This is a genomic window from Pseudomonas sp. GQ91 (genome assembly GCF_059758795.1).
This window is the reverse complement of the sequence record NZ_JCAXED010000006.1, coordinates 230,269-254,752: the sequence shown is the minus strand read 5'-3', so window position 1 is coordinate 254,752 and position 24,484 is coordinate 230,269. Positions and strand designations below refer to the sequence as shown.

At 60.4% G+C, this 24,484-nt stretch carries 19 protein-coding genes and 2 pseudogenes; 14 read left to right on the top strand and 7 right to left on the bottom strand.

What is annotated here, in order from left to right:
* Positions 1-127 precede the first annotated feature (127 nt).
* Positions 128-1,108 (top strand): cupin domain-containing protein, encoded by a 981-nt coding sequence (locus AC6CIA_RS11525; protein WP_498312059.1) that lies wholly within the window; start codon positions 128-130, stop codon positions 1,106-1,108.
* A 157-nt stretch (positions 1,109-1,265) separates the two neighbouring features.
* Here AC6CIA_RS11525 and AC6CIA_RS11520 read toward each other — a convergent pair whose 3' ends face one another.
* From AC6CIA_RS11520 to AC6CIA_RS11500, 5 genes are all read right to left on the bottom strand, one after another.
* Positions 1,266-2,030, bottom strand: a complete 765-nt coding sequence (locus tag AC6CIA_RS11520; protein WP_498312057.1) for a class II aldolase/adducin family protein — start codon at positions 2,028-2,030, stop codon at positions 1,266-1,268.
* A 105-nt stretch (positions 2,031-2,135) separates the two neighbouring features.
* On the bottom strand, positions 2,136-2,930 hold the full coding sequence (locus AC6CIA_RS11515) for an ABC transporter ATP-binding protein (RefSeq protein WP_422630802.1): 795 nt from the start codon (positions 2,928-2,930) through the stop codon (positions 2,136-2,138).
* A complete protein-coding gene (locus tag AC6CIA_RS11510; protein ID WP_498312055.1) occupies positions 2,927-4,729 on the bottom strand; it encodes a branched-chain amino acid ABC transporter ATP-binding protein/permease in 1,803 nt (600 codons plus the stop codon). Before AC6CIA_RS11510 ends, AC6CIA_RS11515 begins: the two co-directional genes overlap by 4 nt.
* Positions 4,726-5,763, bottom strand: coding sequence for a branched-chain amino acid ABC transporter permease (locus AC6CIA_RS11505; RefSeq protein WP_498312053.1), 1,038 nt, complete (start codon positions 5,761-5,763; stop codon positions 4,726-4,728). The genes AC6CIA_RS11510 and AC6CIA_RS11505 overlap by 4 nt, the downstream gene beginning before the upstream one ends.
* A 108-nt stretch (positions 5,764-5,871) precedes the next feature.
* Positions 5,872-7,023, bottom strand: coding sequence for an ABC transporter substrate-binding protein (locus AC6CIA_RS11500; protein ID WP_498312051.1), 1,152 nt, complete (start codon positions 7,021-7,023; stop codon positions 5,872-5,874).
* A gap of 789 nt (positions 7,024-7,812) precedes the next feature.
* Here AC6CIA_RS11500 and AC6CIA_RS11495 point away from each other — a divergent pair.
* From AC6CIA_RS11495 to AC6CIA_RS11440, 12 genes are all read left to right on the top strand, one after another.
* The gene (locus AC6CIA_RS11495; RefSeq protein ID WP_498312049.1) at positions 7,813-8,925 is read left to right on the top strand and encodes an amidase; all 1,113 of its coding nucleotides are present in this window, start codon (positions 7,813-7,815) and stop codon (positions 8,923-8,925) included.
* A gap of 26 nt (positions 8,926-8,951) precedes the next feature.
* Entirely contained in the window at positions 8,952-10,124 is a 1,173-nt protein-coding gene (locus tag AC6CIA_RS11490; protein ID WP_339532407.1) for an acyl-CoA dehydrogenase family protein, read from the top strand.
* A 26-nt stretch (positions 10,125-10,150) separates the two neighbouring features.
* Positions 10,151-10,510 (top strand): IacB protein, encoded by a 360-nt coding sequence (locus AC6CIA_RS11485; protein ID WP_084317862.1) that lies wholly within the window; start codon positions 10,151-10,153, stop codon positions 10,508-10,510.
* Positions 10,511-10,526: 16 nt separating this feature from the next.
* Positions 10,527-11,060, top strand: a complete 534-nt coding sequence (locus tag AC6CIA_RS11480) for a nuclear transport factor 2 family protein (RefSeq protein WP_498312046.1) — start codon at positions 10,527-10,529, stop codon at positions 11,058-11,060.
* A gap of 53 nt (positions 11,061-11,113) precedes the next feature.
* Positions 11,114-12,388, top strand: a complete 1,275-nt coding sequence (locus AC6CIA_RS11475) for an aromatic ring-hydroxylating oxygenase subunit alpha (protein ID WP_498312044.1) — start codon at positions 11,114-11,116, stop codon at positions 12,386-12,388.
* A 15-nt stretch (positions 12,389-12,403) separates the two neighbouring features.
* Positions 12,404-12,883 carry an aromatic-ring-hydroxylating dioxygenase subunit beta gene (locus tag AC6CIA_RS11470; RefSeq protein WP_498312042.1) on the top strand — a complete coding sequence of 160 codons (480 nt, stop codon included), beginning with the start codon at positions 12,404-12,406 and terminating at the stop codon, positions 12,881-12,883.
* Between the two features lie 10 nt (positions 12,884-12,893).
* Entirely contained in the window at positions 12,894-13,634 is a 741-nt protein-coding gene (locus AC6CIA_RS11465) for an SDR family NAD(P)-dependent oxidoreductase (RefSeq protein WP_498312040.1), read from the top strand.
* 78 nt (positions 13,635-13,712) lie between these two features.
* The gene (locus AC6CIA_RS11460; RefSeq protein ID WP_498312038.1) at positions 13,713-14,672 is read left to right on the top strand and encodes a PDR/VanB family oxidoreductase; all 960 of its coding nucleotides are present in this window, start codon (positions 13,713-13,715) and stop codon (positions 14,670-14,672) included.
* A gap of 19 nt (positions 14,673-14,691) precedes the next feature.
* Positions 14,692-15,192: a flavin reductase gene (locus AC6CIA_RS11455; protein ID WP_498312036.1), complete on the top strand. Its 501-nt coding sequence runs from the start codon at positions 14,692-14,694 to the stop codon at positions 15,190-15,192.
* 225 nt (positions 15,193-15,417) lie between these two features.
* A complete protein-coding gene (locus AC6CIA_RS11450) occupies positions 15,418-16,695 on the top strand; it encodes an OprD family porin (protein WP_498312035.1) in 1,278 nt (425 codons plus the stop codon).
* A 272-nt stretch (positions 16,696-16,967) separates the two neighbouring features.
* Entirely contained in the window at positions 16,968-18,074 is a 1,107-nt protein-coding gene (locus AC6CIA_RS11445) for an NAD/NADP-dependent octopine/nopaline dehydrogenase family protein (RefSeq protein WP_498312033.1), read from the top strand.
* Positions 18,071-19,081: a 3-hydroxybutyryl-CoA dehydrogenase gene (locus tag AC6CIA_RS11440; RefSeq protein ID WP_498312031.1), complete on the top strand. Its 1,011-nt coding sequence runs from the start codon at positions 18,071-18,073 to the stop codon at positions 19,079-19,081. Before AC6CIA_RS11445 ends, AC6CIA_RS11440 begins: the two co-directional genes overlap by 4 nt.
* A 674-nt stretch (positions 19,082-19,755) precedes the next feature.
* Here AC6CIA_RS11440 and AC6CIA_RS11435 read toward each other — a convergent pair.
* Both AC6CIA_RS11435 and AC6CIA_RS11430 read right to left on the bottom strand, forming a co-directional pair.
* Positions 19,756-20,265 (bottom strand): annotated as a pseudogene (locus AC6CIA_RS11435) (methyl-accepting chemotaxis protein); the annotation flags it as partial.
* Between the two features lie 351 nt (positions 20,266-20,616).
* Positions 20,617-21,699 (bottom strand): annotated as a pseudogene (locus tag AC6CIA_RS11430) (HAMP domain-containing protein); the annotation flags it as partial.
* 249 nt (positions 21,700-21,948) lie between these two features.
* Here AC6CIA_RS11430 and AC6CIA_RS11425 point away from each other — a divergent pair.
* Entirely contained in the window at positions 21,949-24,480 is a 2,532-nt protein-coding gene (locus AC6CIA_RS11425; protein ID WP_498312030.1) for a heavy metal translocating P-type ATPase, read from the top strand.
* Positions 24,481-24,484 lie beyond the last annotated feature (4 nt).

The window sequence follows — 24,484 nt, the reverse complement described above, 5'->3', positions numbered from 1 at the left end:
GCACCAGGCGCAGAGGCTGTTCCGGGCGCGCAGAAAGCGTTTGCGTGGCGTGAAAATTGCTTTCCATTTCCACTAAATTGTCGATGTGCCTGCGGGCAACGGTGTCATTTTCTGGAGGTGCTTCAGCATGTTCGATCAACACTCTTCGCTCCGTCATCATTGCCTTCTGAGTTCCGGCGGGTTTGGCGAGGTCAAGGATCGGGTCAGTCATTACCTGTGGCCCCATCAGATGAAAATGCAGCAGGGCGGCACCCTTCAATCGCAGCTGTACGGCGTGTTTTTCGGCAGCTCGGCGTTGTTCGATCTGCACTACGGTGCACCGGTGGAAATCGACGCCGGCGATATCAGTGACTACTACTTGATTCGGGTCACCCTGGAAGGCAGTGGCATGGTCAGCCTGGGCAAGCAGAGCGCGATTTTGCGTAAGGGCGGGCTGACGACTTCTTCGCCTTCCGAGCGCAGTTTTATCCGCATCGACAAGGACTGCCGCAACCTGATTTTGCGCGTCGATCGCCAGGCCCTCGAGCGTCAACTGCAAGTCTTGCTCAACCGGCGTTTGCGTCAGCCGTTGGTGTTCGACATACAGGTCGACGCCGAGCATCAGGGCATGGCGACGGTAAGGACCACCCTGGATTACATCTGCCAGCTCTATGGCGACGCCAGCCAGGCGCTGCTGACCTCGACCATGGGCGGGAGCCTGTCGGACTATCTGCTGTCGGTGCTGCTGACCCAGCTGCCGCACAATTATTCGCTCGATCTGCTACAAGACCAGCGCCAACCAATGCCTCACCACGTCAAGAAGGCCCGCGACTACATCGAACAGCACCTGGCCGAACCGATTGCGCTGGCGAGCCTGGCGCAGTTCTGTGATGTGTCGATCCGCACCTTGCAAAATGGCTTCACGCGCTTTCTTCAGCAAACCCCCAGCGATTATGTCCGCACCCGTCGGCTGGCTTTGGTTCACGGAGCCCTGCAGCAGGCCGAGCCGAGCGACAGCGTGACGGATATCCTGTTGCGGCATGGGGTCGCCAGCTTCGGTCATTTCGCCATGCAGTACCGCAAGCAGTACGGCTGCCTGCCATCCGAGACACTGCGACGTCAGGCCTGATGCATGAGGATGAATCGCTCAGCCCTGTAGAAAACGCCGGGCCAGGTCGAGGTGGGAGTTGCCCGGTTGATGCCGCTCCTCGCCGATCGGGGTACTGCGCCGCAACGACGAGCGGCGACGTGTATCCCTTTTACTCAGCCACTGAACGCTCCCGCGATTACCTGCACTGGCCGCGTTCGGCGTGCATTTTGCGAACCATTGCGTCGAAAAATTTTACAGCGAAGCCGCTGTCCCGAATAAGCATGGCCGTGAGTTCGGCACACTTCTGGCTGGTCGCTTCAGGCAGCGGATTGTCCTCACCGCCCAGGGCGCCGGCCTGGCACTGGATTTCGGCGGCGCGTTGCACTGTCCACAGCAGGAAGAACGCCTTGGCAATGCTGCTTTCGCCAACGGCGATGCCGTGATTGCGCAGCACCAGGATGTGCTTGTCGCCAAGGCTGTCGATCATTCGCGCTTTTTCGTCATCGAACAGCGTGATGCCTTCGAAGGTGTGGTAGCCGATCCGTCCGTAGAGTTGTGCCCCGTAAAAGTCGTCATGGGCAAAGCCGGCCTTCTTCATGGCGATGGCCGAAATCGGCGTGGTGTGCGTATGGATCAGGCACTGAATGTCCGAACGGGCACCGTGCACCGCGCTGTGCAGGGCGAAGCCGGCGGGGTTGCCGTCGTAGGGCGAGTCCTCGAGCTTCTTGCCGTGCAGGTCGACCTTGAGCAGGTTTTGCGGCGTTACTTCGGTGTAGTTGAGGCCGAACGGGTTGACCAGATAATGGTGCGCCGGGCCGGGAAGGCGTGCGGAAATATGGTTGAAGAGGGTCTCGGTCCAGCCGAAAAAATCCACCAGGTGGTAGCAGTGCGCAAGTTGCACGCGCAGTGCCCATTCTTCGTCGCTGTAAGCGTGCGGTTTTGCCATTGGGGTGTAGTCCATGTCGGGCTCCTTGTCGTATTGCCGATGGCACCGGCACCGACGATGCCGATGCGCAAAGGGGAAGCGTTCATCGTGACTCCGGATAAGGCCTGGGCCGGACGCCGGTCAGTTGGCGAGCATTTCCTGGTGCTTGCTGGCCAGGCCGAGATAGGCTTCGATCACGCGCGGGTCATCCGCCAGTTGCTGCGCCGGGCCCTGCATGGCGATCTGACCGGTTTCCAGCACATAGGCGTAATCGGCCACCCGCAGGGCGGCACGCGCGTTCTGCTCGACCAGCAGAATCGATACGCCTTGCTCACGCAGCGCGGTGATGATGCGAAAGATCTCCCGGGTAATCAGCGGCGCCAGGCCCAGGCTGGGCTCGTCGAGCATCAGCAGCTTCGGCTTGGCCATCAGCGCCCGGCCGACGGCGAGCATCTGCCGTTCACCGCCAGACAACGTCGCCGCCAATTGCTCGCGGCGTTCCCACAGGCGCGGGAACAGTTCGTAGATTTCGCCAAGCGTTTCGCTGTAGCGACGGTCGCCCCGGCGATGGCGTTGAAAAGCGCCGAGCAGCAAGTTGTCGGCCACGCTCATGCTGGTGAACAATTCGCGTCTTTCCGGCACCAGGCCCAGGCCCCGCGCGACCATCACTTCCACTTCCGGCAAGGTTTCCAGGCTGCCGTCGAAATGCACCTGACCCCGGGAGCCAAGCACGCCCATGATGGCCGAAAGCAGGGTGGTCTTGCCGGCGCCGTTGGGGCCGATCACTGTCACGATCTGGCCCTTGCCGACGGTCAGGCTGGCGTCGCTCAGCGCTTCGACCTTGCCGTAGGCCACGCTCAGGCCCTTGATCTGCAGCACGGCGTCGTCGACCTGGTTACACGGTGCACGGTGCGGTTCCACTTGCATGTTCATCATTCGACTCCTCCCAGGTAGGCTTCCAGCACGGCCGGATCCTTCTGTACGTCTTCGGGCAGGCCCTGGGCGATCCGCTGACCGAACTCCATGACCACCACGCGATCGACCAGGCCCATGACGAAGTCCATGTCGTGCTCGACCAGCAGAATCGCCATGCCTTCGCTGCGCAGGCGGCTAAGCAGGATGCCAAGGGCTTCCTTTTCTTTCAGGCGCAAACCGGCGGCGGGTTCGTCGAGCAGCAGCAGGCACGGATCGGCGCACAAGGCGCGGGCGATTTCCAGAATCCGCTGCTGGCCGAGTGCCAGGCTCCCGGCCTCTTCATACACGTAATCGCCCAGGCCGACGCGCTCCAGCTGACGCCTGGCTTCGCCGAGCAGTTCGGCTTCCTCGCGACGATCCAGCTGCAGGGCCGCCGACAGCACGCCTTGCTGGCCACGCAAATGCGCGCCTATGGCGACATTCTCCAGCACGCTCATGTTGCCCAGCAGTTTCACGTGTTGAAAGGTGCGGCTCATACCCATTCGCGCCACTTGCCGCGAGTTCAGGCCGTTGATCTTTTGACCCATGAACAGCACATCGCCGCTGCTCGGTGTATCGACGCCGGAGAGCTGGTTGAACATCGTGCTTTTGCCTGCGCCGTTGGGGCCGATCAGCGCGAGGATTTCACCCGAATGGATTTCCAGGCTCATGTCGTTGTTGGCCACCAAGCCGCCGAAGCGTTTGGTCACATTTCGCGCTTCAAGGATCAGTTCGCCATGTTTGGGCAACTGCCGGCGGGGCAGTAATGCAGCCTTGACGTCGACATTCCGGACCTTGGCGCGGACCCTGAGCCGGGCCGGTATCAGACGCATCAGCAAGGGCCACAGGCCACCCGGTGCACGCTGCATAAGCACCACGATCAAGATGCCGAATACGATGATTTCGTAGTTGCCGGTGTTACCCAGCAGGTGCGGCAACCAGTCCTGCAACCATTGCTTGAGCAGGGTCAGGATACCCGCGCCGAGCAGGGCGCCCCAGACGCTGCCGACCCCACCGATCAAGGCCATGAACAGGTAATCAATGCCCATGTTCAGGCCGAAGGGTGTCGGGTTGACGAAGCGTTGGGTATGCGCATAAAGCCAGCCGGAAATGCCTGCGAACACTGCAGAGATGACGAAGATCACCATCTTCGAGCGGAAGGTGTTGACCCCCATCGACTCGGCCATTACCTGGCCGCCCTTGAGTGCGCGAATGGCGCGGCCTTCGCGAGAGTCCAGGAGGTTCTGCGTGATGACGACCGCCAGCAGCAGCAGGGCCCAGATCAGGTAGAAAATGTTTTCGCCCTTATCCAGTTTCAGGCCGAACAAGGAAATCGATGGCAGGCCGCCGACGCCGGTATGGCCGCCGAGGGGTTCCAGTGTGCCGAACAGGTAGTACAGCGAAAGGCCCCAGGCAATCGTTCCCAGCGGCAGGTAATGCCCCGACAGCTTGAGTGTCAAGGCGCCGAGAATCAGTGCCACTGAGGCGGTGAGCACCACGCCCACCAGCAGCGTCAGCCACGGTGATGTGCCGGCCCACGCCAGCCAGGCCGGCAATTGCTCGGTAGTGGTCAGGTAGGCAGAGGTGTAGGCGCCCAGCCCGACGAACGCGGCCTGGCCGAAACTGGTCATGCCGCCGACACCGGTAAGCAGCACCAGCCCCAGGACAACCATGGCGTACATGCCGATGTAATTGAGCAGGGTGACGTAGTACGGCGGCAACAGCAGCGGCGCAACGCCCACCACCAGCAATAGGGTAAGCAACAGGTAGCGCGAATTCATTCTTCTTCCTCCACATGACGACTGGTGAGCGAACGCCAAAGCAGGAACGGAATAATCAGCGTGAACACGATGATTTCTTTGTAGGTACTGGCCCAGAACATCGAGAAGGCTTCGATCAAGCCCACCGCCAGGGCGCCGAGTGCGGCGACCGGATAGCTCACCAGTCCGCCGATGATCGCGCCGACAAAGCCTTTGAGGCTGATGACAAAACCCGAGTCGAAATACAACGTGGTGATCGGGGCGATCAGGATCCCCGACAGCGTGCCGATCAGCGCCGCGAGCAGGAAGGTCGACTTGCCCGCGAGGGTCGGTGAAATCCCCATCAGCCTGGCACCCATGCGGTTAACCGCGGTGGCACGCAGGGCTTTGCCATAGAGCGTGCGCTCGAAGAACAGATACAGTCCGACGATCAGCCCCAGGGACACCGCCAGCACCCAGAGCGTCTGGCTGTTGAAGGTGACCGGGCCCAGCTCCAGGCCGGCTTCGGAGAACGGTCGGGTGCGGGCGCCTTCGGGGCCGAACAGCAACAGTGCGATACCGACCATGCTGACGTGTACGGCAATTGACACAATCAGCAAGACCAATGAGCTGGCCGAGGCGATCGGCTGGAACACCAGGCGATAGATTTGCGGACCCAGCGGCACCACCAGCGCCAGCGTCAGCAACGCCTGGACCGCCATCGGCAACTCGGCCAACGGCAAGGTGTTGATCAACACCGCCAGCAGGCCTGCATAGCCGAGTTTGAAGAGAATGCGCACGGGGAACCGAAAGGCCTGGCTTGAACGCGCCGCGCCCCCTATATCGAGCACACAATCGATCAGCGTCAGGCCGAGCAGCAGCCAGACCAGTGCGGTCGGGTGACCACTTTGCAACGTGGCCATGGTCAAGGCACCGTAGGTCACGAATTCACCCTGGGGGATCAATAGGATCCGGGTCACGGTGAACACCAGGAGGATCGACAGGGCCAGCAGCGCATAGATTGCGCCGTTGGTCATGCCGTCCTGGCCCAGCAGCATGGCTATCTGGAAATTCATAATGAGCGCTCTTTTTCTACAGATTGAATAACCGGCCCGCTTGCCGGCGCAGGTCGACTCGTCGGCAATCGGGCAGGGCGCGCAGTAGACCGTGCGCCCGGGTTCCGATCAGTTGTCGTGCAACAACATCCAGTTGCCATTCTTCACCACGATCAGCTCACGACCGCGTTCGTCGAAGCCGCTGTGGTCCTGCGGCGTCATGTTGTAAACGCCTTGGGTACCGGCCAGTTCATGGCTTTGCTCAAGCGCATCACGCAGGGCTGCACGAAATTCGGGGGTGCCCGGTGGCGCCTTTTTGGCTGCAATCGGGATTGCCTGCTGGAGCAGCAGGCCGGCATCGAAGGTGTTCCCGCCGAAGGTCGCCGGCTTGCTGCCGTTGAGCTTTTCGTAGGCCGTGGTGTAGTCGCTGGCGATTTTCTTCGAAGGATGGCTATCCGGGATTTCATCGAGTACCAGCATCAGGCTGGCCGCCAGAATGGTGCCCTCGACCTTTTTGCCGCCCAGCTTGAGGAAATCTTGCAGTGCCGCGCCGTGAGTCTGGTAGACCTGGCCGCGATAGCCCTGATCGAACAGCGTGGTCTGCGGCATCACGGCCGAGCTGCCCGGCGCTGCGATCAGTACCGCATCGGGGCGCGTGGCGAGAACTTTCAGGCTCTGCCCGGTGACCGACGTGTCCTGGCGCTGGAAGCGCTCGTTGGCCACGACCTTGATGTTCTGCTGCGCTGCCAGGCCGGCCATGACCTTGGCCCAGTTTTCACCATAAGGGTCGCTGGTGCCGATGAAACCGAGGGTCTTCACACCTTTTTTGGCCATGTGTTCGAACAGCGCTTTGGCGATCAGGTCATCGTTCTGTGTGGTCTTGAATACCCATTTCTTCTGCTCGGTCATCGGTAACACCACGGCGGCGGTGCCGACCGGTGCCAGCAGTGGCACGCCTGCCTCGGCGACGAACTGGATCACGCCCATGGCGTTGGGCGAACCGCTCGGGCCGATGATGGCGTCGACATTTTCTTCGTCGATCAGCTTCTTCAGCGCCTTCACCGTGGCGGTCGGGTCGCTCGCATCATCCAGAGAAATGTACTTCACCACCTGGTCGCCGGCTTGGGGCGGCAGCAACGGCACGGTGTTTTTCTGGGGGATCCCGACCAGTGCGATGGGTCCGGTGGAGGAGGTAATCACACCGATTTTCACATCCGCCTGCGCAGCGGCGGCGCAGGCGGCACTCAACAACAACGTGGACACGGCTTTTCTGAAAAGCATGACTTTCTCCGAAGAGTTGCAACGCTGCAAAAGGCTAATGGCCAACCGCCTCGACCACCACGTGGTGCGAGTTCGGCCCAAGGTACGGCCCGGTTTTAGTTATCGAACTGCGGCGACACCCATGCTCGGTTACCGAGTCATCAGGTGCCGGTCGACCATGAGTGATCGGTCGAAGGCGAAGAGGGCAAAAGCAGATTGCATGCCAGAAATTTGTTGCTGCATGGCAGCCAGCCGTTACTGCGATGCCTGATGCACACGTTTCGAGGCGGGCCGACCAAGGTGATCCGAAGGGGCGGCAGAGGGGGGGTGTGAAGGGCGGGAAAAACCTGCAGCACGCCATATCAGACAAGGCTTTGATCTGGATCAAGGAAAGCCTCAAATGAGCAAAAAACAGTCGATAAAAAACTCAAAAAATAGTGATTTTTTACTCTGTTTTTGGCTGCTATTTTTGGGCTGATTTATTTTCCTTGTCTGCCTTTTCAGAGAGATTTCTGCTTAGGATTTTTCTAGATGTTTCGCTGTGCCTTGTTCACAAATATTGATTATCTAATTGATATATAAGGTAAATATATAAAATTTCCAGAATTTCACGTGTTTGCGGCAGTGTTACCAAACTGCACGTCGCTGGTGCGAGAAGGGGGGAGGTTGCACCGAAAATACACACTATTTTATTTGGTAAAATTCAATTGACAATTCATGTAAATATTACGATTTTAGATTTAAGCGTTTTCCCCGGCCCTCATGCCGAGGTCATCCGTTCTGGCGACACATAACGAGCAGGTAAAGAGCATGTCGATCGTTGTTGAGCATTTAGCCCTGGGAGGAAATGGCCTTTCGGTCATGGTGAAAGACACCCTCGATATCGCCGGTTATCCGACCCGCGCTTCAAGCAGCGCGCTGGCCGATGCGCCGGCAGCTGGCGAACATGCACACGTGGTTCAGTCGGTCCTGGATGCGGGCTGCCGGATCACCGGTAAAACCAACCTGCATGAACTGGCGTTCGGCACCACCGGCCTCAACGCATGGACCGGCACGGCGTCCAATCCGCGCTATCCGGGCTATATCCCGGGCGGCTCTTCCAGTGGTTCGGCCGCTGCAGTGGCGGCAGGCCTTTGCGACTTCGCGCTGGGCACCGATACCGGCGGTTCGGTACGGATTCCAGCGGCGTGCTGTGGTGTATTCGGCCTCAAGCCAACCTTCGGCCGAGTCAGCCGCCAGGGTGCAATGCCTGCGCACAGCACCCTCGACTGTGTAGGCCCCCTGGCGCTGGATATGGATCGCTTGATTGAAGCGATGTACATCATTGACCCCACGTTCACCGCCATCTCGGTGCCTGAGCACCTGGCTATCGGCGTAGTCGCGGTAGAAGCCAATGCACAGGTGCACGCGGTGGTGAGCCAGGCGTTGGCCGGTTCGCGTTTCAAATTGCTTGAGCAGACGCTGCCCGGCATGGCCGCCGCGTATGACGCCGGCATGGTGATCATTAACGCCGAAACCTGGGCTGCGTGTGGTCATCTTCTGCAAACCGGTCGGGTTGGCAGCGATGTCGCCGAGCGTCTGCGCGCCGCCAGCCTGACCTCCGCCGAGGCCGTTGATGAAGCTGAAACCATCCGTCGCGGGTTTATCGCAGAAGTCGACGCAGCCCTGGCCATCACCCCGATTCTGGCCATGCCGACCATGCCCGACTTCCCGCTGCTGGTCGCCGATGCGGCCGACACTCGCGCCGCCCTGGGCATGACCTCCCTGGTGCGCGCTTTCAACCTTTCCGGTCATCCGGCTCTGAGCATTCCCCTGGAAAGCGCTTCGGGACTTCCGGTCGGCCTTCAACTCATTGCCGCCCGTGGCGCGGACGAACTGCTGTGTGCAGTCGCCCGGGACCTGGTCCGGCGCCTGGAGGAGTAATCGTCATGCTTACTATGGAGAAACCCATGACTGCGCCAAGCGAGCTGAATCACCAGCGCCGTGTGCCGATCACGGCGAATGAAGCGTTTCAGAAACTGCTGGTCGAGATTCGTGCGCGTGCTCGAAACGAAGAATTCGACCAACAAAAATTCATCTCGCAGGACGTTATCGAGCAGTTCCGCAAGCTCGGTGTCTATCGGGCTCTGGTGCCCAGGCGTTTTGGCGGTGACGAGCGTTCGCCGGCCGAGTTTTGCCAAATGGTGGAAGATATCTCGATCGCCGATGGTTCCGCCGGTTGGGTTGCCAGCTTTGGCATGAGCCCGGTTTACCTGGCGTCGCTGCCTCTGGAAACCATCAAGAAAATCTATGCCGACTCGCCGGACGTGGTATTCGCCGGTGGGATCTTCCCGCCGCAGCCTGCGTCCTTTGTTGAAGGTGGCCTGGAGGTCAACGGGCGCTGGAAATTTTCCAGCGGTTGCCTGGGCGCGTCGCTCATCGGCGTGGGCATCAGCCCGAAAAACGGCGAGATGCTCGGCCTGCCACGACTGGCGGTGATGCCTCGGGAAAAGGTCAAAATCGAGGAAACCTGGAACGTCGTCGGCCTGGTCGGCACCGGCAGCCATGATGTGGTCGTCGAAGGCGTGGTGGTGCCGGAGGAATGGACCTTCGTACGCGGCGGGCCGTCGAATCTTGACGAGCCGTTCTTCCGTTATCCGTCACTGTCGTTCGCCACGCAGGTGTTGTCGGTGGTCGGCCTGGGCGTTGCTCGCGCGGCACTCGATGAGTTGAGTGGCATGGCCAGCGGCCGGATCTCCGTGACCGGTGCGCCATCGTTGTCCGACCGGCCGCTGGCCCAGGTCGAGATGGCCAAGGCCGAGGCGTCGCTGCGCGCCGCGCGTTCGTGGTTCTACCAGTCCATCGACGATGCCTGGACCAGCGTTCTGGCCGGCGCCCCGGTGAGCGTCGAGCAGACCAATATGCTGCGCTTGTCCTCGACCCACGCCACCCGCGTCGCGGCGGATGTCGCGCGCACTGCGCAAATGCTCTCGGGCATGAGCGGGGTGTACCGCACCAGTCCTCTGTCGCGTTTCGTCAATGACACCCAAGTCATTACACAGCACGCCTTCATGGGCGATATGACCTACCAGAACGCTGGCGCGATCTTCTTCGGCAATAAGCCGCTGCCAGGCTACCTGTAATTTTTTCTTAATGATTGGTGAACCCCGTGACCGATAAAAAAGCCCTGCGTGTTTTGTTCTGCATCGGCATCAACCAGAACTTTTTCGATGCTCCGCGTCCTGAGGCCCTGGAAGTCTGGGCCGCGTTCGGCGCCATGTGGAACGGCATCGCCGACCTGCCAGGCGTCACCGTGCTGGGCAACATGGACGACGACCAGAGCATGGTCGGCCCCTCCGCTGGCTGGCCCTGGACGACTTACCTGCTGGCCGATGTACCCGACATCGAGACCGTCCACGCCGCCTGCAACCTGTTTCGCACCACGGATGTCGGCAATGGCCCTTACAAACTCTGGAAGTATTGCAAGGTCGAGGCCCGTACCGGTCGCGAACTGATCATCCAGCGCTGAGTCGAGAGCAATCGCCATGTCATCACAAGAGCATTTGCGCGCACTGGAACAGCGGCTCGAACAGTTGGAAAGCGAGAACGCGATCCGCGCCTGCATGAATCGCTACATGTTTTTGTGCGACGAGCTGGGCGTAGGTTCTCCGCTCGAGGAACTGGCCGGGTTGTTCACCGAACAGGCGGTCTGGGAAGGCAAGGGTGCCAAGTACCAGAACAGCTTCGGCGGTTACCACGGGCGTGAGGCGATCAAAGCGATGTTCGCAACTTACACGGTCGAACCGGCGCACTTTTCGCTGAACGTGCACTTCCTGACCTCGGAACTGATCCGGGTCAGCGCTGAGACCGCGGATGCCAGTTGGGTGATGTTGCAGACCTCGACCTTTGCCTCGGGTGCCTCGCACCTCAATAGCGCCCGCCTGACCGTGCGGTTCGCCCAGGAACAAGGGCAATGGCGCATGGCGCATTTTCAGACCGAGAACCTGTTCAGCCGACCGGTAGACACCTGGAACAGCGCTGCGCACCTGCCTGTACCCGGCAAGTCCGGCCAGTCCTGAACGTAACACCCGGAATTCTTAGAGTCGGCGAACAATGCCGACGAGGAGTGATCGTGAGTAACCTGATAAACACCGTAACGCTCGACGCCAGTCCTTCCGACCTGGTCCTGCATGATCGCGTTCACACGTCGCTGTACACCGACGGCAAGATCTTCGATCAGGAGCTGGAGAAGATTTTCTACAGCACCTGGGTCTGGGTCGCCCACGCCAGCGAGATCCCGGAATCCGGCAGCTACAAGAGCACCTATATCGGCAAGCAGCCGGTGATTGTGGTGCGCGACCGCAAGAAAGACCTGCATGTGTTGCTCAACCGCTGCCGCCATCGTGGCGCAACGGTGTGCGAACACAAGAAAGGCAAGACCAACAGTTTTGTCTGCCCTTATCACGGCTGGAGCTACGCCCTGGATGGCAGCCTGCGGGGTGTGCCGCACCCGGAAAGCTACGCCGATTGCCTGGACAAGGGTGAACTGCCGTTGGTCAGCCTGCGTGTCGAGCAATACAACGGCATGATCTTCGCCACCTTCAAGGATGACATCGAGCCCCTCGCCGATTTCCTCGGGCCGGCCAAAAAGTGGATCGATCTGTTCATGAAGCAGGGCGCCGGCTACCCGGTCAAAGTAGGGGGCGAGCACCGCTTCCGCTTCCCCGGCAACTGGAAGATCCAGCTGGAAAATACCACCGACGCCTATCACTTCCCGCTGGTGCACAAGTCGTTCCTGTCGTCCGTGGATGAGCAGACTCTGGAGCTGTTCGACTTCGTCGAAGGTCCGGGCTATGTCGAAGACCTCGGCAACGGCCACAGCGTGATGGTGATGATCCCTGACCTGGTCGACCTGGAAGCCAACCTCGACTTGCCGATCCCCGAGCGTTTCGAGGACCTGGCCGCGCAGTTGCGCGCCGAAGGCCAGGACGAAGAGTCGGTCCGTCGCATTGTGCGTGCGGTCGGCGGTTCGGGCTTCAACCTCAACCTGTTCCCGAACATCGCCTGTTCCATGGCGTTCTTCCGGGTGCTGCAACCGATCGCGGTGAACGAAACCGAAATCCATCACGCCGTCATCACCATGGACGGTGGCCCGGCCGTGGCCAACCGTTATCGCCTGCGCCTGCATGAGCACTTCCAGGGGCCGATGGGTTTTGGCACTCCGGACGATTCCGAAGCCTGGGAGCGCGTACAGCGCGGCGCCAGTGCCGGTACCGATCTGTGGATCATGCTCAACCGCGGCTTGCCGGGTGAAAAAGCCTCCGAAGACGGGCTGGTGAGCGATGTGAGTGCCGAGACCGGCATGCGCGCTGGCTACCAGCAGTGGAAAAAGATGATGTCGGCCTGAGTCACGGAGAACCCTATGAACAATCTGCAATTGCTCAACCAAGTCAGCGCTTTCATCTGGCAGGAAGCGGACATGCTCGATCACGGCGATTTCGTCGAATGGCTCGATCTCTGGACCGAGAACGCGACCTATATCATCCCGATCGATCCGCTGGAAACCGACTTCGAGAACACCCTGAACTACGCCTACGACGACCACCACATGCGTCAGTTGCGTGTCACCCGCTTGACCAGCGGCGAATCGATTTCGACCACCCCGCGGGCGCGCACCGTGCGCAGTCAGTCGCGTTTTCGCGTGCTGTCGGATGAAGACGGGATTGTCACCGTGCGCTGTTCGCAGAACTTGCGCGAGTTCCGCAAGGATGTACTCAAGCAGTACACCGCCGATGTCACGTTTGAACTGGTGCGCAGCGGGGACAGTTTCAAGATTCAGCGCAAGCTGATTCAGCTGATCAACTCCACCGATACCCTCGCCGGTATCGGCTACATCCTTTGAGGACGTTGCCATGACACAGGTTGCATTGGTCACCGGCGCGGCCCAGGGGCTGGGCAAGAGCATTGCCGAGCAACTGCTGAACGCCGGCTATCGGGTCGTGATCAGCGACCGTTCACTGGAGTCGGCACAGGCCACCGCCACTGAACTCGATGCCACGGGCGAACGGGTCCTGGCGCTCAAGCTCGATGTATCGAGCAAGGCTGATTTCGAGGACGCCCTGGCGGCCGTCGTGGCGCATTGGGGTGAATTGCAGGTGGTGGTGAACAACGCCGCGATGACCATGACCACACCGGTGATGCAGATCAGCCCGGAAGAGTTCGAGCGTGTTGTGAGCGTCAATCAGCGCGGCACTTTTGTCGGCTGCCAGGTGTTCGGCAGCTATCTGGCGGCCCGTGGTTACGGGCGGATCATCAACATGGCCTCGCTGGCCGGGCAGAACGGCGGTACCGCGACCGGCGCGCATTACGCCGCGTCCAAGGGCGCCATCATTACCTTGACCAAGATCTTCGCCAAGGAGCTGGCGGCGTCCGGTGTGACGGTCAACGCTATCGCCCCGGGCCCTATCGAGTCGCCGGCGGTGCGCGCCGCCGTGCCGCCCGAGCGCCTGGAAAAGCTGATAGAGGCGATCCCGGTCAAGCAATTGGGCAACGCTGCGTTCATTGGCAAGCTGATCGTGCAACTGGCCAGCGAAGACGCTTACTTCACCACTGGGGCGACCTGGGATGTAAACGGCGGGATCTTCATGCGTTGAGTCCACGGTTACGCGATTTGGAAAAGCAGTCGGGGTGTCCAGGTGCGCCCCCTTACAACGAAATCGGGATGGTCCTGTATGAGCGATCAATTATTGAAAGTCGTCGTGCGCAAGCGCGAAGAGCAGGGCGAAGGTGTTGTCGTGCTGGATCTGAGTGATCCGACGGGACAGCCTTTGCCCGCCTTCGAGGCGGGCGCGCATGTCGATATCCACCTCAAGGCCGGTCTGGTTCGCCAGTATTCGCTGTGCGGTGATCCGGCCAACGCTGGCGCCTATCGCTTGGGCGTCCTCAAGGACCCCGCCTCGCGTGGCGGTTCGGTGGCGGTGCATGAACTGCTGCAGGAAGGTCGTGAAATCGAGATCAGCCTGCCGCGCAATCACTTTCCGCTGGCCAGCGAGGCCAGGCGTTCGATCCTGATCGGCGGCGGTATCGGCATCACCCCGATGGTGGCCATGGCCTACGCGCTGAATGCTCGCGACAGCGATTTCGAACTGCATTATTGCGCTCGTTCGCGCAGCCGCAGCGCCTTTCTCGACGAGCTGGGTAACGCTGCGTTTGCGTCGCGGTTGAACACCCATTTTGACGACGAAGCCGCCGAACAGAAGCTCGACCTGGCACAAGTGCTGGGCACCCCACAAGCCGGCGTACACCTGTATGTCTGCGGACCGGCCGGTTTCATGGACTGGGTCATTGCCCAGGCGCTGGCAGCGGGGTACGCCGACGATCATGTGCACCGCGAGTACTTCCAGGTCGAAGTCGACGCTTCGGGCGCTGGTTTTGCAGTGGTCGCCCAGCGTAGCGGCAAGACCGTACAGGTTGCCGAAGGCCAGAGCATCGTCGATGCGCTGACTGCCGTGGGCATCAAGATTGAAGTGTCGTGTGAGCAAGGCGTTTGCGGCACGTGCTTGTGCGACGTCATCGAAGGCGAGCCGGATCATCGCGACGTTTATCTCACCGATGACGAAAAGTCCGCCAATGACCAGATTCTGGTGTGCTGTTCCCGAGCCAAGTCCAAGACACTGGTGCTGGATATCTGATAGACCGGAGGGTAAGACCATGGTCGATACAACTGGATTTCGTAACTCAATGGCAATGCTGGGTGGCGCGGTTTCGGTCATCACCACCGATGGTCCCGCGGGGCGTTTCGGGTTTACCGCTTCGGCGGTGTGCAGCGTGACCGACCAGCCACCGACGCTGTTGGTGTGCATGAATCGCTCTTCGTTTTCCAACGTGCATTTCAAGAGCAACGGTGTGCTGAGCGTGAACGTGCTGACCCCGGGGCACCAGGAGGTATCGGGGGCGTTCTCCAACCGCAACCTCGATACCGAGCAGCGTTTTTCCTGCGCATCCTGGAGCACGCTGGAAAGCGGTGCGCCGCTGCTTGATGAGGCGCTGGTCAGTTTCGACTGCCGTATTGCACAGGCGCATGAAGTGGGAACGCATACGATTTTCTATTGCGAGGTGTTGGGTATTCGTAATGGCGACAGCCAGGAAGGCCTGGTGTATTTCAATCGTGCCTACCACCGTTTGGGAGATGCCTCTAAAGAAACTTACTGACGTTGGCGTGCCCCAGAAAACGATACGACTTTCCCTGATTGTTGAGTATTTAAAATAACTATAAAGCGGTTTTCGCTGTTTTGGCGAACGGCTGCGTTACGACTTTTTTGCAGTGAGTGGTTATAAAAACAATACTGCGGATTGACTGCCAAAGTTGCACTTTTGCTGGGTTGATCTGCTTCCACTAGTCGTGCCTATGTGCATGTAAAAAAGAAGGAAAGTTTGATGTTCCAGAAGAGCTGGGTAAACCGTGGTATCACCTCCGCGGCCGTAATGGGGATCTTCACGCCTATCGTTGCGCAGGCCGATTTCGTAGACGACAGGCATGTCAGCCTGGGGATGCGCAACTTCTACATCGACCGCGATTTCAAACAGCATGATGCCCCGCAGTCGCGGGTCGGCAGTTGGACCCAAGGCTTCGATTTTCGCGCGATCTCGGGTTACACCGAAGGCACGCTGCAGTTTGGCCTCGACCTCTCGGCGCAGTACGCCTATCGCCTGGATGGCGGCGGTGGCCGTGGCCCGGACAGCATCATTCCGTACGACACCAGCAGGGGCGAACAAGTCCGCGACTACGGCCGTGCGGCGCTGACCGGCAAGGTTCGTTACAGCAAAACCGAACTCAAGATAGGTGAACTTCGCCCGACGTTGCCGGTGGCTTACATCGACGACTCGCGGCAATTAATTACCACCTACCACGGGGTACAGCTCGAATCGAAAGAACTCGACAACCTGACACTGACCGGTGGCCGTTTTACCGAAATCAGTTCCCGGGAGTCCTCCAATACCGAGAAGATGTACCTGTTCAATGGACCAAACGTTAAGCGTCGCAGTGACGGCTTGAACTTTGGGGGCGCCACGTATGCGTTTACGCCGAATTTGTCCGGTACTTACTTCTTCGGCCAGTTGGAAGATATCTACAAACAACACTACCTGGGTTTGACTTATAACCACGATCTGGGAGCCGGTTACGGCGTGAAGACCGACCTCCGTTACTTCAATAACAGCGAGGACGGCAAGGCGTTATACGGCGCCATCGACAACAAGTCCTACGGGATCATGACGACTCTGAGGAAGGGGGCCCACGCTTTCGGGGTGGGCTATCAGCGCATGCTTGGCGAATCGACTTTTCCGACGCTCAACGGCTATGCACCGCAGCCTTACCTGGTGAACTGGTCGACAGTGGCGTTCGTCAAGCCGAACGAAAGTTCCTGGCAATTGCGTTATGACTACAACTTCGCGGGCATCGGTTTACCAGGTCTGAAATTGATGACGCGTTACATGCGCGGCACGGGTGTCGATCGGGGCAACAATGCCCTCGACCAAAATGTCGAAAGCGAACGTAACATCGTGCTCGGCTATGTGGTGCAAAGCGGTCCGATCAAAGATGTGGGTTTCGAATGGCGCCACATTGACGTCAAGACGCGCTATGGCAATGGCAGTGCGTCGGGTGCGGACTATCAGGAGAACCGCCTGATCACCACCTACACCTGGAAGTTCTGAAATCCCCCGGGAGTCGTTCGCGGCCTCCGGGTTTGCCCGCGCATCGGGCACAGGTTTCAACACTGGTTTTCCTTCGCCCGGATCGCTCCATCCGGGCTTTTTTTCGCAGCGGTTTTTATCCGTCCTACGAGGATGACCTGGGCGTTGAGGCGTCTTGCGGTCATGCGCGATCAGTCTATTGCGTTGCAGAATCGGAATGACGCTTGCGCGTTTCGGGCAGTGGGGCGCCGGGGCCGTTGCTAGGATCGAGGCTCTTCTACAGGAGTGCATTCATGAATATCAGTGTTATCGGCGGTGGTCACGGTTGCTACGCGGCAGCGATAGAGTTGGCGGAAAAAGGCCATTCTGTGCGTTTGTGGCGCCGGGACAGTGCCGCGCTGGAAAAACTGCAGGGTCTCGGTCATTTGCGCGTGCGCGACGTTCGTGGCGAACGACGGTTGAGCCTGGGGCAGCCCGGTGATGCCCTGACCTTGGCTGCCGATCTGGCACAGGCCGTGGCCGATGCACAGTTGTTGGTCATTGCCTTGCCGTCGACCTCTCACCAAGCCCTTGCCAGCGAACTGGCGCCCTTGTTGCAGGATGGGCAAGTGGTGTTCCTGCCGCCGGGGACGTTCGGCAGCATGGTGTTCGCCCAGGCAATGGCGAAGGTGGGCAATCACAGCGAGGTGGCGTTTGCCGAGACCGGCACTTTGCCCTATCTGGCGCGCAAGCATGGCGATAACCAAGTGGTGATCAGCGGCTACGCGAGCCGTTTGCCGACCGGGGTTTTTCCGAGTCGATTGAGCGAGTCGGCGTTCGCCGTATTGCGCGAGGCTTATCCCAGCGTCGAGCCGATCGAGGATGCACTCAGCGGCGCGCTGATGAACGCCGGGCCGATCATTCATCCGCCGTTGATCCTGATGAACGCGGGTCCACTTGAGCATTTCGAAACCTGGGACATTCACAACGAAGGGACCGTGCCTTCGATTCGTCGCGTGACCAATGCCCTCGACGCCGAGCGTATTGCCGTTCGTGAAGCACTGGGCTATGACGCGCCGCATTTCCCGTTGGCCGATCATTACGCCAGCGACGGAGATGAGTGGATGTACGGGCGTGGCGCGCACGGCAAACTGACCGACAGCGGCGACTGGCGTGAGGACATTGACCTGCAAAAGCACCGCTACATGCTCGAAGACACGCGACTTGGCTTGTCGTTCCTGGTGTCGGTCGGGCGTTGGGCCTGCGTGCCGACGCCGGTCGCCCAGGGCCTGTTGAGCCTGGCCACGGTGGTCAGTGGCATTGACCTTTACGCTGAGGGTCGAACCCTGGAAAACCTCGGGCTGGATCAACTGAGTCGCAGCGAAATGGCGCAGTGCCTGAGCCAGGGATTGCAGGCATGAGCGCCGATACCCAACGCATCTGCATCGTCGGCGCGGGGCGCATGGGCGAGGGCATTGCCTTGGCGTTCATGTTCGCCGGACTGCCGGTGACCCTGATCGATATCAAGCAACGCGAGCCCGTGGCGCAGGACCGCTACTTCCGACAGATCGAGGGCCACGTGCGCGGCGAACTGGTAATGCTTGCACGCCTGGGATCACTTGACCCGGCGCAAGTCGAACAAGCGATGAGTCATTTACGCTTGCGCGATCGCGAGGGCAGTGGCGCCGATTTGCACCATGCTGCTGTCGTGTTCGAAGCAGTGCCTGAAGTGCTTGAACTCAAGGCCCTGACGTTCGCTTGGCTGAGTGCCGCGTGTGGCGATGAAACAGTGATTGCATCAACGACGTCGACCTTTCTGGTGACGCAGTTGGCGGCGCTGGTCACGCACCCGCAACGCTTCGTCAATGCCCATTGGCTGAACCCGGCGTTCCTGATGCCACTGGTCGAAGTCAGCCGCAGCGAAGACACCTGCCCACAGGTGGTGCAACGCCTGATGGCGTTGCTCAAGCGCATCGGCAAAGTGCCCGTGCAATGCTCCCCGGCAGCCGGTTACATCGTGCCGAGGATCCAGGCACTGGCGATGAATGAAGCGGCGCGAATGGTCGAGGAGGGAGTGGCCAGCGTCGAAGACATCGACACCGCGATTCGCGTCGGTTTCGGTCTGCGTTTCTCCGTGCTGGGGATGCTTGAGTTTATCGATTGGGGTGGCGGCGACATTCTGTTCTATGCCTCGCATTACCTGGCTGAAGCCCTCGATCCGCGTTTCCTGCCGCCCAAGGTCATTGCCGAGAACATGGCGCAAGGGCGGAACGGGTTGCGCGAAGGTCAGGGCTTCTATGCTTACCAGGACGTTGATCTGGACGCCTACAAACTGCAAAGGCTGGGTGAGTTCACCCGCAAACTCGAGTTGATGGGGCTGTTGCCGGTGTTCAATGGTGGCGGGGCAACGTCCGGGGCGCGGTCCTGACTAGCAATCAGGGTCTCCTCGTTAAAAGCTACCTCACTTGTTCCTTGCCCTTGAGAATGGTTCTGCTTCTGCGCCTTTGGATCCAGCTCCAGAAGGCGTGCACAGGGTGAGTGAAAACTGCAAGCACGCATAGCAGCATCACCACGAAGAGCGCGATTAGCGGGATACTTTCGTGTGAAAACATGGTGGGGGACTCCTGTATGTCACGATGTTTGAACCACGAGGATAGGAGCTGGGGCAGCTTCTTTCATGAACAATCACTAACTATTTTTTCACAATTCTTAATGTGAAAAGCCTGAACTAGAGCGGTCAGGCTGATAATTGACGATGAATGAGTCGCCTTGGGTTTTGTAGTGGGAGGTGTCATGAGCAACAAGCCCGCCGCCAGACGTAATGCTGTTCAATCAAGCCAGTAGCGTCCAGCGTAGGAGCGAGAGGCGCGTCTAGCCCTTGCGCGCGAAAAGCGTCAACGGTAACGCGTGTTATCCTGGATAAACGCGGCGCCTATGAGTTCTTCGCGAGTAAGCTCGCTCCTACAAAAAGCCTTAACTGAGCATATCGGCTGTTCGTACGCCGAGATGCCAATTCGCTCATCCTCAACGCGATACACAAGTTGGTCGCCAGCTCCACGCAATTTGATCTTGTAGCCGTCCCTGGCTACCAGGCAATGCAACCTAGAACTTGAATCGCCCCACCAATCCCTTCAACTGCCCGGAAATATCCGTCAGGCGTCCCGAGCCGGTCTGCGCCGAGTGGGCGAATTCCTCGACCAGTTGTGCATCGGAATGAATCTGCGCGATGTGCCGGTTGATGTCTTCCGCCACTTGGTGCTGTTCTTCGGCCGCCGTGGCGATCTGGGTGTTCTGGTCGCGAATCGAATCCACCGAGGTGCGGATCTTGTCGAAACTGTCCCGGGCCTGCTGGATGCGGTCGACGCTGGTCTGCGACACCAGCAGGCTGCTTTGCATCTGTTGGGTCACTTCCTGGGTGCGGCGTGCGAGGTTGCCCAGTAGGCTGTCGATCTCGCCGGTGGAGTCGGCGGTGCGGCGGGCGAGGGCGCGTACTTCGTCGGCCACCACCGCAAAGCCGCGACCCTGGTCGCCGGCCCGTGCCGCTTCGATGGCAGCGTTGAGGGCCAGCAAGTTGGTTTGTTCGGCAATCGAGCGAATGGTGTCGAGGATGGTGTTGATGTTCTTGCTGTCCTGTTCGAGCGCCTGCATGGTCACCGTCGACTTTTGCAGGTCCTCGCTCAGTTTCAGCACGCTGCCGGTGGCTTCGCCGATGTGGTGCTGTCCGTCGTGCACATCGCGGTAACCCGCGTCCGCGCTGGTGGCGGCCTCGCTGCAGGAGCGGGCCACTTCGTTGGCGGTGGCGACCATCTCGTTGAACGCGGTGCTCACCAACTCGACCGCCTGGCGCTGGCGTCCGGCGGCTTCGTTCATGTTCTGGGCCACTTCGCTGGTGTCGGCCGCCGCGCTTTGCAGGTCGGTGGACGCACTGCCGATGCGCTGCACCAGTTGCGCGATCATGCCCAGGAACTGGTTGAACCAGCTCGCCAGGGTGGCGGTTTCGTCTTTACCTTGCACCGTGAGCTTGCGGGTCAGGTCACCTTCACCTTCGGCAATTTCCTGCAGGCCATTGGCAACGCCACGGATCGGCCGCACGATCACGCTGGCGAAGCTTGCACCGACGATGGCGAAGACCACGGCCAGGGCGGCGGCGATGACGGCGATCAACCAGGTCAGGCTGGAGGCCTCGGCCATGACTTCGTCGCGCTTGATCAAGCCGATGAAGCGCCAGCCCAGGCCTTTGGATGTGACCAGGTTAGCCATGTAGGGCACGCCGTCGATTTCAATCTCGGTCACGCCGTCGCCGCGCTTGGCCAGTTCGGCGTAGTTGGGGCCGATGTCGGCCAATGGTTTGAAGTTGTGCTTGGCGTCGCTGGGGTCGACCAGCACGTTGCCGCTGGCTTCGACCAGCATCAGGTAACCGCTGTCACCCAGCTTGATCTCCTTGACCAGCTCGGTCAGTTGCTTGAGCGAAACGTCCAGGCCGACCACGCCTACCAGTTTCCCGGCGGCGTCGGAAACCGTATGGACGATGCCGATCAGTGAAACATCGTCCGGCGCCCAGTAATAGGCGTCCGTGCGCACGGTGGTGCCCGGCGCGGCGACGGCGGCCTTGTACCACGGGCGCACGCGTGGGTCGTAGTTAGTGATCTTGGGATCGTCAGGCCAGCTGGCATAACCACCGTCGGCCAGCCCCAGGGACAGATACGCGGTGGTCGGGTGCGTCTTGGCGAACCGGTCGAAGATCTCCAGCAGTTGCTTGTTGTTCTCGGGGAGCGGGATCTGCGCGGCGTCGGCCCCGGAATAGTTCTTCAGGTCCTTGGCCGTGACGATCCGCGGGTCCTTGGCGAAGAATTCGACGTTCTGGCTGATGCCATCGAAGAACTGTTTCATGCCGTTATCGATCTGGCGGATTTCCCGGCCGCTGCTATCCAGGAAGTTGGCCTGCGCCGCGTCTCGCAGGTTCAGTACAACCAGCACTGCCACCAGGATGACCGGGAGGCAGGCAATGGTCGCGAACGCCCATGTCAGCTTCTGTTTGATGTTCATGACTTCTCCCGCAGATATTTTATAAGTGTTGGAACGGCAGAAAAACGGTAGCGGTGAGCAATGAAAGTTCTTGAGGGGAATTCGTCCATGCTTGGTTGAGTATATCGACTGAAAGCGTGGGTACTTGAGGGCCGTTCGCCGTCTTCAGGCTGATCCCCCGCCCTTCGATAGCAATATCCCGAAGGCCTTGACCTTCCCACACCGGTAAGCTTCAGGCTTGCTTGATCAGCAACATTCAAGGGGCATTCAATGGCTACGGTTTCCCACCCGCAACGTTCCAATCCCTCCAGCGCGTCGGGCACGCGTCTGAGCCTGCCGGTCGAGGGCATGACGTGCGCATCTTGCGTCGGTCGTGTCGAACGGGCGTTGAAAGCGGTTCCTGGCGTGTACAAGGCCGCAGTCAACCTCGCCACTGAGCGGGCTGACGTTACCTTCACCGGCGCGACCGATCCGCAAGCGGTGGTGCAGGCAATAGCGCGCGCTGGCTACAGCGTGCGTGAAGAGACTCGCCATCTCGCGATAGAGGGCATGACGTGCGCATCGTGTGTGGGGCGTGTCGAGAAGGCGCTGGCAAAGATTCCTGGCGTGCTTGAGGCCAATGTCAACTTGGCCACCGAGCGCGCGCGGGTGCGCCACCTGGCCGGTGTCGTCTGCGTGGCCGATCTGGAGGGCGCGGTGAAAAAGGCCGGTTACACCGCCCGTCACCTGTCCGCCGAAGCGCCGAATGTGGGCGATCAGGATGCTGCACGCCGTGACCATGAAGCGCGGGCCCTGCAGCGCTCCATGTTGATCGCAGCGATTCTCACCTTGCCGGTCTTCGTCCTTGAGATGGGGTCGCACCTGATCCCCGCCCTGCATCATTGGGTGATGGATATCATCGGGCAGCAGATGAACTGGTATGTACAGTTCGCCCTGGCCAGCCTGGTGCTGTTCGGCCCGGGACTGCGGTTCTTCCGCAAGGGCGTGCCGGCGTTGCTGCGGGGGGCGCCCGACATGAACTCGCTGGTCTCGGTCGGCACGGCGGCGGCTTACGGTTATTCGCTGGTCGCGACCTTCGTTCCCGACATGCTGCCCCAGGGCACCGCCCACGTCTATTTCGAAGCCGCGGCGGTGATCGTCACCTTGATCCTGCTCGGCCGCACGTTGGAGGCACGTGCCAAGGGGCGAACCTCGCAGGCGATCAAGCGGCTGGTCGGCCTTCAGGCCAAGACCGCGCGCGTCGAACGCAACGGTGCAACGCTGGAGATTGCGCTGGATCAGGTGACGACCGGTGACGTGGTGTTGGTCCGTCCGGGCGAGAAGGTTCCGCTCGACGGCGAGCTTATCGAAGGCGCTTCTTATGTTGATGAAAGCATGATCAGCGGCGAGCCGGTGCCCGTGTCGAAAGGGGTGGGCGCCGAAGTAGTGGGTGGCACGCTGAACAAGACTGGCGCCTTCAGTTTTCGCGTCACCCAAGTGGGCGCCAACACCGTCCTCGCGCAGATTATCCGGCTGGTGGAGCAGGCGCAGGGTTCCAAGTTGCCGATCCAGACGCTGGTCGACAAAATCACACTGTGGTTCGTCCCGGCGGTGATGGCGGCGGCGCTGGCGACCTTCCTGGTCTGGCTGATAGTCGGTCCGGCCCCGGCCTTGACCTTTGCGCTGGTCAATGCGGTGGCGGTGCTCATTATTGCCTGCCCGTGTGCCATGGGGCTGGCCACGCCGACCTCGATCATGGTCGGCACGGGGCGCGCCGCCGAACTCGGTGTGCTCTTTCGCAAGGGCGAAGCACTGCAGGCGCTGCGCGATGTGACGGTTATCGCGCTCGACAAGACTGGCACGCTGACCAAAGGTCGTCCCGAGTTGACCGACCTGGTTCCCGCCGAAGGCTTTGAATACGACGAAGTGCTGGGGCTGGTGGCGGCGGTGGAAACTCGCTCTGAACATCCGATCGCCGAAGCGATTGTTCTCGCGGCACGCAACGAGGGCCTCACGTTTGCGCCTGTCGAGGCCTTTGCGGCCACCCCGGGCTTTGGCGTGTCGGCCACGGTCGGCGGTCGCACCGTCGCGGTGGGCGCGGACCGTTTCATGACCCAGCTTGGACTGGATGTGATGCGCTTCCAGTCAACCGCCCAGCATCTCGGCGAGCAAGGCAAAAGCCCGCTCTATGCCGCGATTGATGGGCGCTTGGCGGCGGTGATCGCGGTTGCCGACCCGATCAAGCCGACCACCCCCGAAGCGATCAAGGCTCTGCACGCACTGGGACTCAAGGTTGTGATGATTACCGGCGACAATGCCGCCACGGCTGCGGCCATCGCCAAGCAGTTGGGCATCGATGAAGTGGCCGCCGAGGTGCTGCCCGACGGTAAGGTCGCGGCGTTGAAGCAGTTGCGCAGTCACGGTGCTCGCGTCGCTTTCGTGGGGGACGGTATCAACGACGCACCGGCGCTCGCCGAAGCGGACGTTGGACTCGCCATCGGCACCGGAACTGATGTGGCAATCGAAGCCGCTGATGTGGTGCTGATGTCTGGCGATTTGCGCGGCGTGCCAAATGCTATCGCCCTTAGCCAAGCGACGATCCGCAACATCCAGCAGAACCTGTTCTGGGCCTTCGCCTACAACGCCGTGTTGATTCCGGTCGCAGCGGGTGTGCTGTACCCGGTGACCGGCACGTTGCTGTCGCCGATCTTCGCCGCGGCCGCGATGGCGCTCTCGAGTATCTTCGTGCTGGGTAATGCATTGCGGCTCAAGCGCTTCCAGGCGCTGCTGAGTGTCGACCCGCAGGCGCGGAGCAAAAACTGATCGG